The sequence below is a fragment of the Mycobacterium sp. shizuoka-1 genome (assembly GCF_002723835.1).
Lineage (GTDB): Bacteria > Actinomycetota > Actinomycetes > Mycobacteriales > Mycobacteriaceae > Mycobacterium.
Genome location: NZ_BEWG01000061.1, coordinates 76797 through 92775, shown reverse-complemented (window position 1 = coordinate 92775; position 15979 = coordinate 76797). Strand labels below are relative to the sequence as shown.

Here is a 15979-nt window from a genome sequence, read left to right as displayed (position 1 = left end):
CGCATCTCCTTGGCAGGACTCGGGGGTGGGGGTTCAGGAGACTGGCTCGAAACCGAAGCCGATGGCCTCGGTTCCCTCCGTGTCCGCACCGAGGGAATAGGTGCACAGCCGCACTTTCATGCCGTCGTGGACGTGGGCCGGATCGGGCTCGACGTTGACCAGGTTGGCGCGTACCTGGGTGCCCTCGCAGTCGACCACCGACGCGACGAAGGGGACCGGCACACCCGGCGCGGCGAAGGTGACGATGGTGAACGTCCGCACGGTGCCTTCGGTCGCCACCGGGACGGTCGCGAACTCCGTCCCGAAGCAGCCCGCGCAGGCGTTGCGCCGGTCGAAGAACCGGGCGCCGCAGGCGGTGCACTCGTGGGCCACGAGATGGGGTTCCCCGTCGTCGAGCACCAGGTAGTCGACCATCGGAATCCGCTCGGCCATGCCCGCCTCCGTTCGTAGGTCTAAGTAAAGCTAGCGAGTGCCCACGACGGCGCGGGCGGCGGGGTCAATTGCCGTTTTCGACATCGGCGACCACCTGAGCCAGCGCGGTCACCCGTTCGCGCCTGTTTCCGGTGATCTCCACGACGCGGCAGGTCACGGCGCAGCGGGCCGGCAATTCCTCGCGATAGAGCCGCTTGAAGGCGCGATCGATCCAGGTGCGATAAAAGTTCTCGACCGAGCGGATGCCGTCATTTTCCATTGCCGGGTCCACCGCTGGATCCCCCGTGAGCGGGAGAAAGACAATCACGTCATAACTGTGCAGAGCATTACTGTCGAGCACGGTTGTCCACAGCCGTTCGATAGCGGCGGCCGTGATGTCCGACGGATACTTCAGATCGCGCTTCTCCTGCATGTCAGCGCGGACCTCCAGGGTGGTACGGCGTTCGCTGGCGGGCACGCCTTCGGAGCCGCCCATCGCCCGTGCGTACTCCGAGTAGGGAATGAAGTCGAGGCAACTGCGATCGCAGATGACGTTCATATCGGGCCGCGTGTTCCGGGCGGCATTGATGCGAGCGATCGCATGTTGGGTCATCAGCATGTTGCATCGCTGGCTTGCGCGCTCGGCGAAATGGATTCGCTCACCTTGGGCGGCGAGGAAACGGTAAGGCTCGTCCTCGATCACGAATTCGGGGTACCGCTCGTGAAAATCCCGGACAAGCGTGGACTTGCCCAGACTGTGCGAGCCACTGACGGCAATTCTCATTGTCGATCTCCATCGCAGACCCTTGTCCAGAGTTGAAACGTATATCGCGACATCCGGATGCGGGTCGATCTGCGTGCGGTAGACATGTGCCGGTGAAGATCGACGGATCGGTGGCGGTGGTCACCGGAGCAGGCTCGGGCATCGGCAGGTCTATCGCGGTGGCCCTGGCTGCAGCGGGCGCCTCGGTGGTGGTCGGCGACATCGACGCGGATTCGGCTGCCACCACCGCCGCGATGATCGACGGTGTCGCGGTGGCTGCCGACGTCTCCAGCGCCGACGGCATCGCCGCCCTACTCGACGCCGCCGGCCGCGCGTTCGGACCGGTCGACATCTACGTCGCCAATGCCGGTATCACCGGCGAACCCGGCCTCGGCGACGACGAGGCCGCCTGGGACCTGATCCTCGACATCAATCTGCGCGCCCACATTCGCGCGGCCAAAGCTGTTGTCCCGCAGTGGGTTGTGCGGGGTGGCGGGCATTTCGTCGCGGTCGCCTCGGCTGCCGGCCTGCTGACCCAACTCGGCGCGGCTCCCTACAGCGTGACCAAACACGCCGCGGTCGGCTTCGCCGAATGGTTGGCCATCACGTACGGCGACCGGGGTGTCGGAGTGAGCTGCGTCTGCCCGATGGGGGTGGACACCCCACTGTTGCGCGGCATGTCGGACTCGCCGGATGCCGAGATCCGGGTGGCCGGCGCGGCGGTCACCAGCGCCGGTGCGGTGATTTCGCCGGATGCCGTCGCCGCCCTGGTCGTGGAGGCCATCGCCGACGGGACGTTTCTGGTGCTGCCGCATCCCGAGGTACTCACCATGTATCGACAGAAGGGCGCCGATTACGAGCGGTGGATCGCCGGGATGCGCCGCTATCAGAGCACCCTGGGCTGATACCCGGTTTCGGGCGCGACCGTGCGGGGTAAAGATGCGCCAACGCGGCAGCACGCCGGCGTCGACACCGTTGGACGAAAGGGACAGCTCATGATTCCGTTCATCTGCCCACGATGCGGACAACTCGATATCGACAGCCCTGACTGCGCATCCTGCCTCACCCCCACCCACGACGACGCCGCCGCGGCGTGACGCTCAGGGGTGGAGGTTCCACTGGCCGACGTCGCCGGCCAGTGCGTCGTTGACATCGACCTCCAGTCCGCCGACCAGCGGTCCCGGGTTCGACGCCGTGGCCACGATTCGCTGATAGAGCACCGCGCCGGGGTGGACTCGGTTGCCGGACCAGGCTTTGGTCTGCCAGGCCCACCATTTACCTGGCGTGCTGGAGCGCCCCAGAACGCCGTCGGCGGCGGCCCACTCGCAGACGTCGATACCGCCGTATACCCCGGTGCGCTGCACGCCGAGTACGGAATTGATGCCGCGAAACCACTGCAGGGCAACGGTGTTCCACGTGTTGCGGTCGATGTCCTCGTCAATGGTGAAGAAGATCGGCGCGCTCTGCCCGCCGCCGGCGGCGGTGTGTAGCTGCCAAGCCGTCCGCGCATCGGCAATGCCGCCGGCGTAGCCGCGGGTGAAGTCCGACGGGGCTGTGCCACCCGGCTTTCCGTATTGATAGTTACTGACGATCACCAGACCTGCCGCGGTCAGCGACTGGGCGTACGGCCGGGTGATCGGCTTGGCGCCGAAAGACGAGCCGGGCCGCGACGTCGAGACGTAGTTGACGACGCCGGCGTGCCCGGCCGCCCGAATATCCTGCGCGGGGATCTGTTTGGCGGCGAAGTCGATCAGCGTCGGTGAGGCGGCCGCCGCAGTGGGCGTTCCGGCGCCCACGGCCGCCGCGCCGAGACCGGCCAGCGCCGCGGCGTAGCGCAGCGCATCACGGCGGGTCACCGTCCGTGGTTGCCGCAGATGGGCAGCCGGGGGCCAATCGTCCACCGCGTGATGTTAACGATGTGACAGCTGTTAACGGTGTATCTGGCGCCGGCCGTGTTCGGATTCGTCCCAAGATGAGTTCCGACCGTTATCGGGAGTGGGCCCCACGGCCAACCGCAGCACTTCCTCGGCCGACAATGGCAGGCTGAAATAAAAGCCCTGCACCACATCACAGCCGTATTCGGTGAGCCGGTCGGCGATCTCGGCCTCCTCGACTCCCTCGGCGACGACGATCAGCCCCAGTTCGTGGGCCAGGCCGATCACCGCGCGCACCACGGTGGCCACCCGCGGGTCGTGCACGATCGGCACAACCAGGCGCCGGTCCAGTTTGACCTCGTCCACTGGCAGCTCGCACAGATAGGACAGGGTGGAGTAGCCGCTGCCGAAATCGTCGATGGCGACGCGAATGCCACTGCGGCGCAATTGGTTCAGCACGTCGCGGGTGCCCTCGATATTTCCGAGCACCAGGTCTTCGGTGATCTCGACCGTGAGCGCGCTGGCCGGCAGGTTGCGATCGGCCAGTGCACGGCGGATACGGGCAGGCAGGTGCGGGTCGGCCAGCAAAGGAGCCGACACGTTGACGGCCACCGGCAGATGCACCGCGGCCTGATGCCAGCTCAGCGCGGCGTCCAGGGCCGCGTTGATCACCAGGTCGGTGACCGGGCGCATCAGGCCGTGGTGGCGCACCAGCGGCAGGAACTCGTCCGGGCTGAGCAGGCCGCGCCGGTGATGGGGCCAGCGCACCAGGGCTTCGACCCCCACCACGGATCCGGTGAGCAGGTTGAACTTGGGCTGGAAGGCCAGCGTGAGTTCGACCGAATCGATGGCGTGCCGCAACTCGCCGAGCAGTTGGGTCGCTGCGCCGTCGCCGCTCGAGGGCGTGCTCTGCAAGCGGTGGATCAGGCTGTCGCCGGGGGAGTCGGCCGGTTGCGCACCGGGGGTGAAGGTGTGCACGCCGGCGGCGCGCGTCTTCTTGGCCGTGTACATGGCCGTGTCGGCGCGCTTGATCAGCTGTTCGGCCGACATTCCGGGTTCGCCGACGCCGGCCACCGCCAGCCCGACGCTGGGCCGGACATAGAGTTCACGGCCGTCGACGGTGAACGGCTTCTCGAACGATTCCGCCACCCGCCGGGCGATCTGCCCGGCGGACCCGTCGTCGAGGTCATGGTCACGGTCATGGTCGACGACGAGCACGACGAACTCGTCGCCACCGATCCGCGCGACGGTGTCGCTGTTGCGGACACAGCCCAGGATCCGCTCGCCGGCCCGATTCAGCAGTTCGTCGCCGGCGGGGTGGCCCAGAGTGTCGTTGACGAGCTTGAAGTCGTTGAGGTCCAGGATGATCAGCCCCACCGACAGGCGTTCACGCTCGCGGCGCGCCATGACGTCCTCGAGCCGGTCGGAGAACATCGCCCGATTCGCCAGGCCGGTCAGCGGGTCACGCAGCGCCTGCTCGGCCACGGTGGTCAGCAGCCGGCGATTCTCGTTGACCGCCAGGTACTGCCGGCCCAGCACCGCCAGGATCAGCAGCGCGCCGACGGTCTCGGCCAGCGGGGTCTGGAAGAGCGTCACCGGTTCGGCGGCGGCGACGATGCCGGCCAGCAGCAGCGGCGTATAGGGGAACCAGACCGAGGCCCAACCCGTCAGCGCTACCTGTGCACGCGGCAGGCGGACCTCGTCACGGCTGGCGATGGCCGCCACCATGACCAGGAGCAGGCCCGCCACCCAGCCGATGTCGACGAGGTTGCCGCTGGTGTAGGCGTTCTTTGCGGACAGGTAGGTGAAGCCGCTGTCGGACAGCGCGATGAAGCCCATCGCGATCGTCAGCAGCGTCAGTACCTGGCGCTGGTTGCTGGCCGCCCGCAGCCACGCCATCGCGGCCACGGTCAAGATCACCACGTCGGAGATCGGGTACGCCAGCGAGATGATCATCGACGACGGAGTCTCGGCGCCGGCGGCATGCATCGGGCTCAGGATGGTCACCCAGCTCACCAGGAACAGCGACCCGGCCACGATGATCCCGTCGAGCAGCGTCCGACTGCGCGAGTATTCGCTGTGGGCGGGGAACAGAAGCATCCCGGCGCAGAACCCGATCGGCATGACCAGATAGGCCGCATCGGCCAGCGAGGGGAACGGGGCCTCGCCGAGAGCGAGTTCGTAGTAGGCCCACAACATCTCGCCGAGTGCCCAGCCGACCATTCCGATGGTGATCGCGACCCACGCGGCGCGCAGTCTGCCGTGCACCACCCGGGCGGCGCGGGCGGCGAAGACCGTCGCCGTCAGACTCAGGAGCACGAACACGATGTCGTTGACCGCGGTGACCGACATGCCGTGCGACCAGGCGGCGACGATCCAGACCACGAAGACCACGAAGACAACGGCGGCAGCGGCGGCGGTGCGGGCAGTTTTGGGCAAGTCGGCCCCTTCCTGCACCGCCCCTGGCATCGCCCTCGGGGACCATCACGATCTGCCGGTGATCCTAGATCATCGCCTCACGCTGGACGCGGAGCTAGCAAATACGCGGCGTTCAGGACAAGCCGCTGCTGTATGGGGTGCGCGAGCATAGCGTAGTGATTGCAGTTAAGAACGAGTAGTTCACTACCTAATTTTTGAGCGCGTCAAATTGCGGGCACTCCATTTCCCGGTTTGGCATGGCCATCCAAGCCGGTTGACTGGTTTCCTTTTCAACATGACTCGGCGCGGTGTTGACCCGATGAGGCGCTGCAGGTGGGCGCGGGGACGGCAGACCGGATACGCCGAGGAGTTCGACGCCTCGATGCCGCTGTGCGAGGCGTCGCCGGTCGCGATCGCGACGGCCATCTACACCGCCGTCGTCGGCGCGGGGGAGCGGGACGGGCACGACACCGTCGCGCGGGAGCTCATCGGGGAACTCACCGACACCGAGCACTGAGTCCGGCAGAAGCCAATCAGCTCAGGACAGTTCGGGCGCGGGCAGCGGTAACGCGCTCGCCCCCTCTGGGCGCAAGCCATCGAAGATGATCGCGAGATAGCGCCGCCACAAGTCGGGCGGCGGATCGGGGAGACCGTCCATCACGTGCACCGGTGCGCACATGAGCAGGAAGACGTCAGTCCCGGTGACATCGGGGCGGATCGCGCCGGCAGCCCGGGCGTTGGCCACGAGAGTCTCGACGCCGGCGTGCACTTCCTCGCGGATTGCGATCACCCTGGGGTCGCCCGCGCTGTAGGTCTGCAGGTAAGTCAGGTCGTGCTGACGTCGCTGATCGGCGGCGATGGTCAGGAACTCCAGCAGCGCGGCGCCCGGATCAGCGGCATCCTTCAATCGGTGCACGGCGTCGGTGAGAGTGACCAGGTGCTCGCACACGAGGGAGGCGATCAGATCCTCTTTGGAGGCGAAATGCCGGAACACCGTGCCCTTGGCCACCCCGGCACGCCGGGCGATGTCGGCGACCGAGGCCTCGACACCACGCTCGGCGAACACCTCCTCGGCCGCGGCCAGGAGCGACTCGCGGTTGCGCGCGGCATCGGCGCGCAGGCCACGAGCAGAGGTTGCCACCCGCGCATCCTATCAAGTTGACCGACCGGTCATTTTCTGCCTACAGTGGGATGGTCAACATGACCGCACGGTCATTTTACGCTTCGGACTGCGGAACAACGCTGGAGGACAGATGGAATTGGCAGGCGCCACAGCTTTGGTCACGGGTTCCAATCGCGGTATCGGCACGCATTTCGCGACGCAGCTCCTGCGGCGCGGGGCCAAGGTGTACGCCACGGCGCGACGACCCGAACTCGTCGACATCCCGGGGGCTGAGGTGCTGCGCCTGGACATCACCGACCCGGATTCGGCAAGGGCCGCCGCCGAGATCGCCAGTGATGTCGACGTCCTGATCAACAACGCGGCCGACACCGCGGGGGGCAGTCTGGTGACTGGCGACCTGGCGGCCGTCCGGCGGGTGATGGAGTCCAACTATTTCGGCACACTGAACGTCATCCGAGCGTTCGCGCCCGTGCTCGCCCGCAACGGCGGTGGCGCCATCGTCAACGTACTGTCGGCCGTCGCATGGCTCACGGTGGACGGCAACACCGCCTACGCGGCGGCCAAGTCAGCCGAGTGGGGGCTCACCAACGGGGTGCGTCTCGAATTGGCCCAGCAGGGAACACAAGTGGTCGGTCTCATGCCCGGGCTCGTCGGCACCCAGACGCTGTTCGACTTCGCCCGCACCGCCGGGCTCGAATTCCCCGAGGGCGCGGTCACCGAACCGGCGGCACTGGTCGAACTGGCGCTCGACGGACTGGAGGCAGGGGAGATCGAGATCGCCGACGCGCTCGGCCTGCGGGCCAAGGCCTCGCTGGCCGGTCCGCCGCAGGCATTCGCCATCTGAGCCCGACCGCCTGGTGGGGGACTGGTTCCTTGTGCGACGGTACGGCGGTGACAATCTTCGTTATCGACGCGCCGGCGGCCATCGACCTCGCCACCAGCGGGGCGGCCATCCCATCCGAGCACAGCCTCACCGCTCCCACGCTGCTGCGCTCACAGGTGCTGGCCCTGGTGTACGAATCGGTGCGCCGTGGCGAGATCGACGAACGAACAGGCCGAAAGATTCTCGACGACATCCGCAGGCTGCGGATCCGGCTCCTTGGCGATCGATCGTTGCAGGATCATGCGTGGCGCATTGCTGCCCAATTGAATTGGGCGGATACCTATCGGGCGGAGTTCATCGCACTCACCCGACTGCAGGCGGACGCATTGGCCACCGCGGATGAGGAGCTCGCCGCGGCGGCGAGCAGGTTCGTCACCACCGTGGCACCGAGTGACATCCTCCGACGCTGATCCGCGCGGCGTCTAGCGAAGGTCCTTGACGAGCGCGATCCCCAGCGGGCCGTTGCCTTGGCCGTCAACACGAAATCCCTTGCGCTCGTAGAGCCGCTTGGCGGGATTGCGGACGTGCACGTTGGTGCACATCGAGTCGTGGGTCTTCGCCAGATCGGCGAACAGCGCGTCGAGCAGCATGCCGCCGATGCCTGCCCCGCGGTGCCCTGGTGCGACAGCGATGCAGAGTTCGGGCAGCGGGACGCCCGCCGCGTCGCGGCGCAGGGGAGGGCTGCCGTGATAGGTCCACACCGCACCGACGGGCGTTCCCCTATGGTCCTGGGCAATGATCGCCACCATGCCCACAGGGGGAAGCATCTCGACCACCTCGTCGCCGTCGGGGTCGGGAAGCGGGCGATCTTCGATGACGCAGGCGTGCCGCGCCATCTCCACGACGAACGCATCGTCGTCAGATGTCGCCACGCGCAACGCGATGCGCTCAGGACCCATCGTTATGACAGTTCAGACGACACTGCTGAGGATGGCGACAACCAGCCCGGCCACGGTCAGCAGCCCGACCATCACCGACGCGGCGATCGCCCGGCCGCGTCGACCGCGGCGGACGTCGTAGATCGCCATCGCGATGCTGACGAAGATCAGCGCTGCATACGCCGCGAGCCCGAGCGTCAACGTCGCCGTCGACGCGGCGCTGGCAGACAGGGTCACCGTGGACACGCCGCGAGCCTACGGCTTGTCCGGATTCGGGTGCTGGACGGCAACCCCATTCGTGGGCGCTTCGCGTTGACCAGTGCAACAATGTGCGCACTATCACCGTTGAGAGGGGACTCGTAGACATGCTCGGTGCAACCCAAAGATTCACCATCGCCGCGAGTCTCACCACGCTGACGCTGGCCACCCTAGGCGTAGGCACGGCCCACGCCGAGCAGCCGCACATGTATGGCGCCATAAACGACCTGCAGCAGGCAGTGACTGCGCTTCAAGCCGCCCAGGACGACAAGGGCGGACATCGAGTGACGGCCATCAATCTGGCGCAACAGGCCATTGATCAAGTCAACCTCGGTATCGACTTCGCCGGCGGACCTGCCGACGGCTACTTTGTCCCACCAGCGCCACCCATCGGGCCGGCGATGAACAACGCCAACGCTTACCTGCAGTTGGCGGTCGGCGAACTGGAAGCGGCCGAGGACAACAAGGGCGGTCACCGAGTCGCTGCTCTGGATCTGGCCCACCAGGCTATCGACGAAGTCAACATGGGCATCCAGGTCGGCGGTCCGTTCTGATCGACCGCGCGGCTCGGTGCGCGATCAACGTCCCCAGATCCGGCTGAAAGCTCTCACAGCGCCACCCGCGAGCGGCGTTGGAGCTGCTCGATCACATCGACCAAGCCGCCGATGCGAGGGTGAGGTGAGTCGGCAGGCCAAGCCAGCTGAACATCGGATTTCGGTAGCCCCGTCACGGGGATCGCGACAACATGCCGCCCAAGTCGGTCGACGGCGCTGTCACCGACGACGGCGACCAGCTGCCCGGTAGCTACCAGATCAATGAGGGCATCCAGGCCGACCGAAGGCAGATCAGCTGCGTATGCCGGGTCCTGAACCACACGGGTGAGCGTCACCGCGCCCTGGACCGCGAAGGGATGGTCCGTCGAAACAAGCACGACCGGGCGTTCGGATGCGACGCTGTGCGCATGCAAACCGGTCAGGTCGGCCGCTGAACAGACAAGGGCAACGTCGGCCAGGCCATCGCGCACCGCGCAGATTTGCTCCCTGGTGAACACCATCTCGAGGGCGCCGCGGCCGAAGCGGGCAAGGTAGTCACGCACGGCTTCGCGCAGCAGACCCGCGCCTGTCCCTGGTGGAGTAGCAATGCGCAGCGGACCGTCTCCGCCATGCTGCGCCCGACGCACTGCGCGGTCGAGACAACGCAAGGTGTTGCGGGCCTCCGTCTTGAACACCCGACCCGCCGCTGTCAGCTCTACACGGCGACTGGTCCGTTCGAAAAGAGGAGTGCCCAGTCGTCGCTCAAGCTGCGCGATCGCCCGCGACAGCGGAGGCGATGCGATGCCGAGATTGTCAGCGGCACGGGCGAAATGCAGCGTGTCGGCGACGGCCAAGAAGTACTCGAGCTCGCGGACCTCGATGCGTTTCATGACCTCCAGGGTAACGATCACTGCATTTCTCGTCATCGCGCTCGGCTGCCGCCGGATGCCATTCTGAAAGAGCACGCGAACTGGACAGACGAATATCCGTATTACCCGGAGGGACAACCGCTATGCGGATCGGCATCATCGGCACTGGGAATATCGGAGCCACTCTTACCCGCAAGCTGAGCGCGGCTGGACATCTCGTGCAAGTCGCGAACACCCGTGGGCCGCAGAGCATTACCGAGATCAGTAGAGAGGCGGGATGTGTTGCGGTCACTCTCGACGACGTCACTCACGACGTTGAATTGCTCGTCACGTGCATTCCGTTTGCTCGCATGCCAGATATCAAGTCAGTCATCAGTCGACTGCCCGATGACGTACCCGTCGCCGACACGTCCAATTATTACCCGCATCGGGATGCTCGCATTGCGGAGATCGATGAGGGCAAGCCCGAAGGTCTGTGGGTGCAGCAGCAGCTCGGCCGCCCGGTCATCCGGGCATGGAACGCGCTCGTACAGACGACACTTGCGGCTGGGGGACGACCAAAGGGGGACGCCGACCGGCTGGCTGTACCTGTGGCTGGAACCGACAGTGCCGCCAAGCACAAGGTGATGGGGTTAGTGGACGACAGCGGGTTCGACCCGGTCGATGCCGGAACTGTTGACGACACCTGGCGACTGCAGATGGGGGCGCCCGCTTACTGCACCGAACTCAGTGCCGAACAGATGCAGCGAGCCCTGAGGCTGGCCGGCCGCGATGACGTTCTGGCCCGACGCGACGCACTTCTGACGATCATCGGGTCCTGGGAGCCGAGTCAGTCGTTCTTCCAGGATGTCGTGGCCCTCAATCGCGCGGCGGCAGGTCTGCATACGCTCATTGAGCCTTAGCCGATCCGTGTTTCGAGGGTGTCGGCAAGGTGGGTGAGCAGGTGCGCGAGCACGCGTTGTTCGGCGGAATCCAAGCAGGCGAAGATGTCCCGCGCTGCGTCGAGGTAGTCGGTGAGCCAGCGGCGAGCCTGTTCGTCGCCCTGCTGAGTGACCGAGAGTCGGATAGCGCGGCGGTCGTTGGGGTCGGCGCTTCGCTCGACAAGGCGATCTTGAACTAGCGCCTCAACCAGCGCGGACGCCGTCCCTTGGGTAATGCCGACCGCGCGCGCGAGGTCGGCCAGCCGGACCGGACCGAGTCGCTGAATCTCGGCGAGCAGTTTGGAGCGTGGTGTGGATACCCCGTGCTCGCCGAGGCGCTCGTCAAAGGCCCGCACCACCGATTTGCCGGCGCGACCGAAGGCATCGGCCAGTTCTCCCGGTAGGTGATTCGCCTGCTCAGTGCGCTGTGTGGCCATGGAGTTCCCGTCTGTCGTTGACGGCAGAATATCAAGCCGTCTAATATTTTGATCCCAAACCATTTGACGTGATAGGAGTTGGCGATGAGGATCTTCGTGACGGGCGGCAGCGGCTTCGTCGGTCAGCGCGTGGTGCGCCGTCTGACCACCGACGGGCATCAGGTGCTGGGGTTGGCACGCTCCGAGCGTGCTGCTGAACTGATTTCGGCCTCCGGCGGGAGACCGGTGACGGGCGATCTGGCGGATCTGGCGCCCAATGGCGAGCAGGCGGGGTGGACAGGTGCGCTCACCGACTGCGACGCGGTCATTCATGCCGCGGCCCGGATGGAGTTCTGGGGTCCAGACGCCGGCTTTCGTCGCGACAACCACGTCCCGACGATTGCCCTGCACGAAGCGGCCGCCGCGGCCGGAGTGGGCAGGTTCGTGCTGATCAGCGCGGCCAGCGTCTCCAGCGGCAGCCAGCGCGCAGCGGTGGTGAACGAGGCCACCGACAACGGTCGGCCCAACACCGCATACAGCCGCGTCAAGCTCGCTACCGAGCAGGCTCTTCTGTCTGCGGTGACACCCACGATGAGCACCGTCGTGCTGCGGCCGCCGTTCATCTGGGGAGCCGGGATGACCACGGTGACCGAGCTGGCCGAACTCGCCCGGACCGGGGGATGGACCTGGATTGACCAGGGTCGTCATGTCATGGACTTCGTCCAGGTCGACAACCTGGCAGCGGCCGCTGAACTCGCCCTGACACGGGGTCGAGCGGCGGGCATCTACTACGTCACCGACGGCCGGCCGATGTCGATCCGCGACTTCATGACGCCGCTGTTGGCCACTCAGGGCGTCGACGTGAGCGGAGCGCGCAGTGTCCCACTATGGGCCGCGGCGAGCCTGGCAGCGGTGCTTGACGGCAGCGCCCGGTTGCTGCGCCGACCCAAGCCGCCGATGCTGACCAACTGGCTGGTCACGTTTTTGGGCCATGACCGCAGCTATGACATCACCGCCGCCCGAAAGGATCTGGGTTATCGCCCTGAGGTAGAGCTGGCGCAGGGACTCGCGGACATGACTCTCACAGCGAGTAGTTCGTCATTGTGGTCCAAAACCCCAGGAGTGCAACCATGATCGACGACGCGCTCGTCACTGCGGCGACGCAAGATGTCCTTGTTCATCACCTTGAACGCATGGGCGAACTCGACCTCGCGGGGACCATGGCCGACTACACCGAGGACTCCACCTTGTTCACCCCCGATGGCGTACTACGCGGGACGGCGGCCCTGCGGCGATTTTTCGCAGAACTGTTGGGAGAGTTCGCACAACCCGGCGCATCCTACGAAATCCTCCGACGGGAGGTCTCAGGCGACATCGCCTACATAGTGTGGACGGCCGAAACTGCGGACCATCGCTTCGAGATCGCCAGCGACACCTTCGTCATCCGGAACGGAAAGATCGCCACGCAGACTTTTGCAGGCAAGATCTCGCCGAAACGATGACCTGGGTCCAGCGTTACATTCAACATGTCGCCATGGCAGTGAGAGAAAGGGGCGGCGAGTACCGGCGGCGCATGCGGGAGCGGGGCCTGCGCCCGCTACAGGTCTGGGTGCCGGACGTGCGTACCGAGAGTTTTGCCGCCGAGGCTCATCGCCAATCCTCGCTGGTGACCGGGGTGACCTACCACAACCCCGCGATCCTGGCCAAAATGGTCGTCACCGTCGATCACATCAGCGGCGGACGTCGGTGCTGAGCTTCTACCAACCGCCCGATGCCGAATTGCTGGCACGCTGCGCGGCGCTTCGCTGAAGCGTCCGCGCAGCAGACAGGGAGAAATGTAAGTGGCAGTGGGCGCTCGATCGGCGCGTACCGCGATGCGGGTGGCGATGGCGGCCGCGGTGGTCGTGACCGGGGTGGCGCTTGCCGTCGTGCTCGGCCTTGTCGTTGTGCTCCTTTCGGCCCGTCTCATCGACGCGCCATGGGTCTTCCTCGGCGCGGGCTACGTCGCACTCGTGGCGAGCGGCGTGGTAGCCGTGCTCGCGGTTAGCAGGATTCTCCGGTTCACCGGCACGTGGCGATCGACCGCGGCAGTCAGCGTCGTCCTGGCGATGACTGCGGCGACCATCGCTCACTACACCCTCTTGGACCGATTCCCCACGATGCCAGTCGAGCCCGATCCGGCGGGCGTCCGATACTGGTCGGTTCCCGACGGCCGACTCGCGTACTACCACCAATCGGCAACTCCCATGCCCGGCAGGCGTGTACCGGTCGTGTTTCTGCACGGTGGTCCAGGGACGCCAGGCGAAGGATTGCCAACGGGCAGTGCGGAGCTGGCCGCGCGAGGTTACGACGTCTATGCCTACGACCAACTCGGAGCGGGACGCTCCTCCCGGTTGAGTGACGTCACCCAGTACACCGTCGAGCACGCGGTCGACGATCTCGATGCAGTACGGCGCTCGATCGGCGCTGAGAAGATGATCCTGATCGGCCGATCCTGGGGCGGTTCGCTGCTCGCCCAATACCTGGCACGTCACCCTGACCGCATCGAGCGGGCGGTCTTTGTCACACCCGGAACCATCTGGGGTGGGCTAGAGGAGGACGTCGGCGAACCGTGGCCAGCACGCGACGCCGCGGAGCGCCGCGAGTACGAGCAGCTCACGGGCCGAGCTCGAACGCTGCTGCAGAGCATTCTGCTCGAGGTCAACCCCAACGCGGCCCACTCCTTCGTGCCGGATCGGGAAGCTGACAGCTGGATGCGGGCGGTTGCCCTGACCGGTCGGGGCGCCACCGCGTGTTCTGGGCTGCCTCGACCCCCGGCACATCACAACCTGCAGGGCTTCTATAGCAATCAGATGCTCGTCGCGGATTTCGCGGCAACCGCCGACCCTCGACCGGCCCTCGCGCAGGCGCATGTCCCGGCACTGGTTATGGCGGCACAATGTGATTTCGTCCACTGGTCGGTCACCCGGCGCTACGTCGAAGCCATCCCCGGAGCAGTCCTCGTTCCCGTCGACAATGCCGGACACGGCATCACCGAAGACCAGCCGGCATTGTTCACCCGCCTGATCGCGGAGTTCATCACTGGGCAGCCCGTGGAGGTACCGCTCTGGCGATCGGCGGCAGATCCGTGGAACCGGCCGCCCAGCGGCTGAGCACGCAGGGGGAGGCTCGCTGCGACCGATGTGCGCCTCGCGATTGAGTCGGTTGCCGGTACCGCATGGGCGCTCGGCAAGCCACGACAATCGTTGCCCCTGCGCAAATCGCTCGCGTTGATGACGGGTACGGTCGTTTCCCAGCTGCCGTGGCCGCCCGTCCAGAAGAACAACGTGGTCTCCAGGCCTTCGCGGGCCACCGCCATGAACGCCGTCATCGAGATCGGCGTCCCGGGGGCCTGCGGGTGATGGCCGCGCGGAACAACTGTGATTCATCAGATGAAAACGGCGTACTTAACTTGACATAATGTGGCTTATCGGCAAAACGATAACCTGCGACTCGACGAGCCAGCGCTGCCATGCGCGCCTGACCTGCGGTCCAGCGTCGTCCACACCACCGTCACCGCCAGTCGCTCCGAACACCCGAACGGACAACCGCCCGCGCAAGCTTTCATCGCCTCAACATTTCCCACCGATCCACCGGCGGTCATCGCCAACGCGGGCGTTGCCCGAGGTGCTCGCGCAGCCTGGCGTGCCGAGGCAGTTGACCGACCGGGACACCGGCGCAGGACCATCAATTCGTCACTGTGACGTTTATTCGTCGGTCAGCCCGGACCGCGCCATCCCGCCGCCAGATTGCTCATCGGGCACGCCGCAGCCACCTCGCGGCATCGACCACGCCCCGCGCCAACACTCCTCGGATTCCCGGGCGCGAATACTGGACGCAGCACTCATCCGTACGGCCCGATCCCCTTTCCTCGCGCCGATATCGCCACACCGTCCTACTCGCCAAAAGCCAGCCACCCCAACATAATTCGTCACTGTGACGTTTTCACCCCGATAACGCGGATCACACCAACGACTGCACCCGCTCGGCGAACACCGTCGTCCATTCCGCCAAGTAGACGTCATCCGGCACGGTATCCGCCGGCCGAATCAGATTCGTAGCCAAGCGCTGTCCGAGAATGCTGTTGACAGCCAACGCCGCCAGCACCGCACTGCGCTCCGGCGCCACGCTGGGCGCCCACGCCAGGATCCAGCCGTCGAGTTCGTCCCGCAGGCCGCCGACGAGTGCGGTGTACGCGCGGTCGAGTTGCTCAGAGCACCCAGCCGGCGTCCGCGCGGCAATCTGCAACAGTTCAGATTCCTGGTCGACCACGCTCACCAGGTAGCGCCCCAGCGCGGTCAGTTCGCTGCGCAGATCGCCGAGTCCGGCGAACAACCCCCGGATATCGTGCATCGCGGCGCGTCGATCCAACTGCCGATCGATACCGGCGGCCAGCAGTTCATCCTTCGACTTGAAGTGTCGGTACAGCGCACCTGACCCTGCAGCCAAACCGGCCGCGGCTTCGATCTGCGAGACGCTGGTGGCCTCAAATCCCTTGTCGCTGAACAACCGCATCGCTTCGGTCAGCAGTCGTTCGCGGGTTGGCGCGGTCATTGACCTCCAATAAGTGATCACTTACTATTCGTAGGACAGT

Annotated in this window: 21 protein-coding genes; 11 read left to right on the top strand and 10 right to left on the bottom strand. The window is 66.0% G+C overall.

Going from position 1 to position 15979, the window contains the following annotated elements:
* Positions 1-33: 33 nt before the first annotated feature.
* Complete coding sequence (locus MSZK_RS18310) at positions 34-432, bottom strand: Zn-ribbon domain-containing OB-fold protein (RefSeq protein WP_099250105.1); 399 nt, start codon at positions 430-432, stop codon at positions 34-36.
* Positions 433-496: 64 nt separating this feature from the next.
* Complete coding sequence (locus MSZK_RS18305) at positions 497-1195, bottom strand: AAA family ATPase (protein ID WP_099250104.1); 699 nt, start codon at positions 1193-1195, stop codon at positions 497-499.
* Between the two features lie 92 nt (positions 1196-1287).
* Here MSZK_RS18305 and MSZK_RS18300 point away from each other — a divergent pair, with 92 nt between their 5' ends.
* Positions 1288-2079 (top strand): SDR family oxidoreductase, encoded by a 792-nt coding sequence (locus tag MSZK_RS18300; RefSeq protein WP_099250157.1) that lies wholly within the window; start codon positions 1288-1290, stop codon positions 2077-2079.
* Between the two features lie 195 nt (positions 2080-2274).
* On the opposite strand, the gene MSZK_RS18295 is transcribed toward MSZK_RS18300, so the two are convergent.
* Entirely contained in the window at positions 2275-3030 is a 756-nt protein-coding gene (locus MSZK_RS18295) for a DUF1906 domain-containing protein (RefSeq protein WP_199203389.1), read from the bottom strand.
* A 72-nt stretch (positions 3031-3102) separates the two neighbouring features.
* The gene (locus MSZK_RS18290; protein WP_099250156.1) at positions 3103-5487 is read right to left on the bottom strand and encodes a bifunctional diguanylate cyclase/phosphodiesterase; all 2385 of its coding nucleotides are present in this window, start codon (positions 5485-5487) and stop codon (positions 3103-3105) included.
* A gap of 298 nt (positions 5488-5785) precedes the next feature.
* Here MSZK_RS18290 and MSZK_RS18285 point away from each other — a divergent pair, with 298 nt between their 5' ends.
* On the top strand, positions 5786-5983 hold the full coding sequence (locus MSZK_RS18285; protein ID WP_099250102.1) for a hypothetical protein: 198 nt from the start codon (positions 5786-5788) through the stop codon (positions 5981-5983).
* 21 nt (positions 5984-6004) lie between these two features.
* Here the strand turns inward: MSZK_RS18285 and MSZK_RS18280 are convergent, their stop codons facing one another.
* Positions 6005-6607, bottom strand: a complete 603-nt coding sequence (locus MSZK_RS18280; RefSeq protein ID WP_099250101.1) for a TetR/AcrR family transcriptional regulator — start codon at positions 6605-6607, stop codon at positions 6005-6007.
* A 112-nt stretch (positions 6608-6719) separates the two neighbouring features.
* On the opposite strand from MSZK_RS18280, the gene MSZK_RS18275 reads away from it, so the two are divergent.
* Together MSZK_RS18275 and MSZK_RS18270 are read left to right on the top strand one after the other, a co-directional pair.
* On the top strand, positions 6720-7433 hold the full coding sequence (locus MSZK_RS18275; protein ID WP_099250100.1) for an SDR family NAD(P)-dependent oxidoreductase: 714 nt from the start codon (positions 6720-6722) through the stop codon (positions 7431-7433).
* Between the two features lie 47 nt (positions 7434-7480).
* Positions 7481-7882: a type II toxin-antitoxin system VapC family toxin gene (locus tag MSZK_RS18270; RefSeq protein ID WP_099250099.1), complete on the top strand. Its 402-nt coding sequence runs from the start codon at positions 7481-7483 to the stop codon at positions 7880-7882.
* 12 nt (positions 7883-7894) lie between these two features.
* On the opposite strand, the gene MSZK_RS18265 is transcribed toward MSZK_RS18270, so the two are convergent.
* Complete coding sequence (locus MSZK_RS18265) at positions 7895-8371, bottom strand: GNAT family N-acetyltransferase (RefSeq protein WP_099250098.1); 477 nt, start codon at positions 8369-8371, stop codon at positions 7895-7897.
* 12 nt (positions 8372-8383) lie between these two features.
* A complete protein-coding gene (locus MSZK_RS18260; RefSeq protein WP_099250097.1) occupies positions 8384-8596 on the bottom strand; it encodes a hypothetical protein in 213 nt (70 codons plus the stop codon).
* An 83-nt stretch (positions 8597-8679) separates the two neighbouring features.
* Here MSZK_RS18260 and MSZK_RS18255 point away from each other — a divergent pair, with 83 nt between their 5' ends.
* The gene (locus tag MSZK_RS18255) at positions 8680-9162 is read left to right on the top strand and encodes a hypothetical protein (RefSeq protein ID WP_142389955.1); all 483 of its coding nucleotides are present in this window, start codon (positions 8680-8682) and stop codon (positions 9160-9162) included.
* 53 nt (positions 9163-9215) lie between these two features.
* Here MSZK_RS18255 and MSZK_RS18250 read toward each other — a convergent pair whose 3' ends face one another.
* Entirely contained in the window at positions 9216-10031 is an 816-nt protein-coding gene (locus tag MSZK_RS18250; RefSeq protein WP_158230600.1) for a LysR family transcriptional regulator, read from the bottom strand.
* Positions 10032-10051: 20 nt separating this feature from the next.
* Between MSZK_RS18250 and MSZK_RS18245 the strand changes: the two genes are divergently transcribed.
* Complete coding sequence (locus MSZK_RS18245) at positions 10052-10912, top strand: NADPH-dependent F420 reductase (protein ID WP_371411358.1); 861 nt, start codon at positions 10052-10054, stop codon at positions 10910-10912.
* Here the strand turns inward: MSZK_RS18245 and MSZK_RS18240 are convergent.
* Complete coding sequence (locus tag MSZK_RS18240; protein ID WP_099250093.1) at positions 10909-11367, bottom strand: MarR family winged helix-turn-helix transcriptional regulator; 459 nt, start codon at positions 11365-11367, stop codon at positions 10909-10911. The two genes, MSZK_RS18245 and MSZK_RS18240, sit on opposite strands and share 4 nt — an antisense overlap.
* Before the next feature lie 84 nt (positions 11368-11451).
* Here MSZK_RS18240 and MSZK_RS18235 point away from each other — a divergent pair, with 84 nt between their 5' ends.
* The 5 genes from MSZK_RS18235 (at position 11452) to MSZK_RS33440 (ending at position 14747) form a co-directional block, all read left to right on the top strand.
* Positions 11452-12480 (top strand): NAD(P)-dependent oxidoreductase, encoded by a 1029-nt coding sequence (locus tag MSZK_RS18235; protein ID WP_099250092.1) that lies wholly within the window; start codon positions 11452-11454, stop codon positions 12478-12480.
* Positions 12477-12848 carry a nuclear transport factor 2 family protein gene (locus MSZK_RS18230; RefSeq protein ID WP_099250091.1) on the top strand — a complete coding sequence of 124 codons (372 nt, stop codon included), beginning with the start codon at positions 12477-12479 and terminating at the stop codon, positions 12846-12848. The genes MSZK_RS18235 and MSZK_RS18230 overlap by 4 nt, the downstream gene beginning before the upstream one ends.
* Positions 12849-12880: 32 nt before the next feature.
* A complete protein-coding gene (locus tag MSZK_RS33080) occupies positions 12881-13099 on the top strand; it encodes an antitoxin MazE-like protein (RefSeq protein WP_233211380.1) in 219 nt (72 codons plus the stop codon).
* An 88-nt stretch (positions 13100-13187) separates the two neighbouring features.
* Complete coding sequence (locus MSZK_RS18220) at positions 13188-14498, top strand: alpha/beta fold hydrolase (RefSeq protein WP_142389952.1); 1311 nt, start codon at positions 13188-13190, stop codon at positions 14496-14498.
* A 120-nt stretch (positions 14499-14618) separates the two neighbouring features.
* Positions 14619-14747, top strand: coding sequence for a hypothetical protein (locus MSZK_RS33440; RefSeq protein ID WP_255414231.1), 129 nt, complete (start codon positions 14619-14621; stop codon positions 14745-14747).
* Between the two features lie 601 nt (positions 14748-15348).
* Here the strand turns inward: MSZK_RS33440 and MSZK_RS18210 are convergent.
* Positions 15349-15939: a TetR/AcrR family transcriptional regulator gene (locus MSZK_RS18210; protein WP_099250088.1), complete on the bottom strand. Its 591-nt coding sequence runs from the start codon at positions 15937-15939 to the stop codon at positions 15349-15351.
* Positions 15940-15979: the final 40 nt, after the last annotated feature.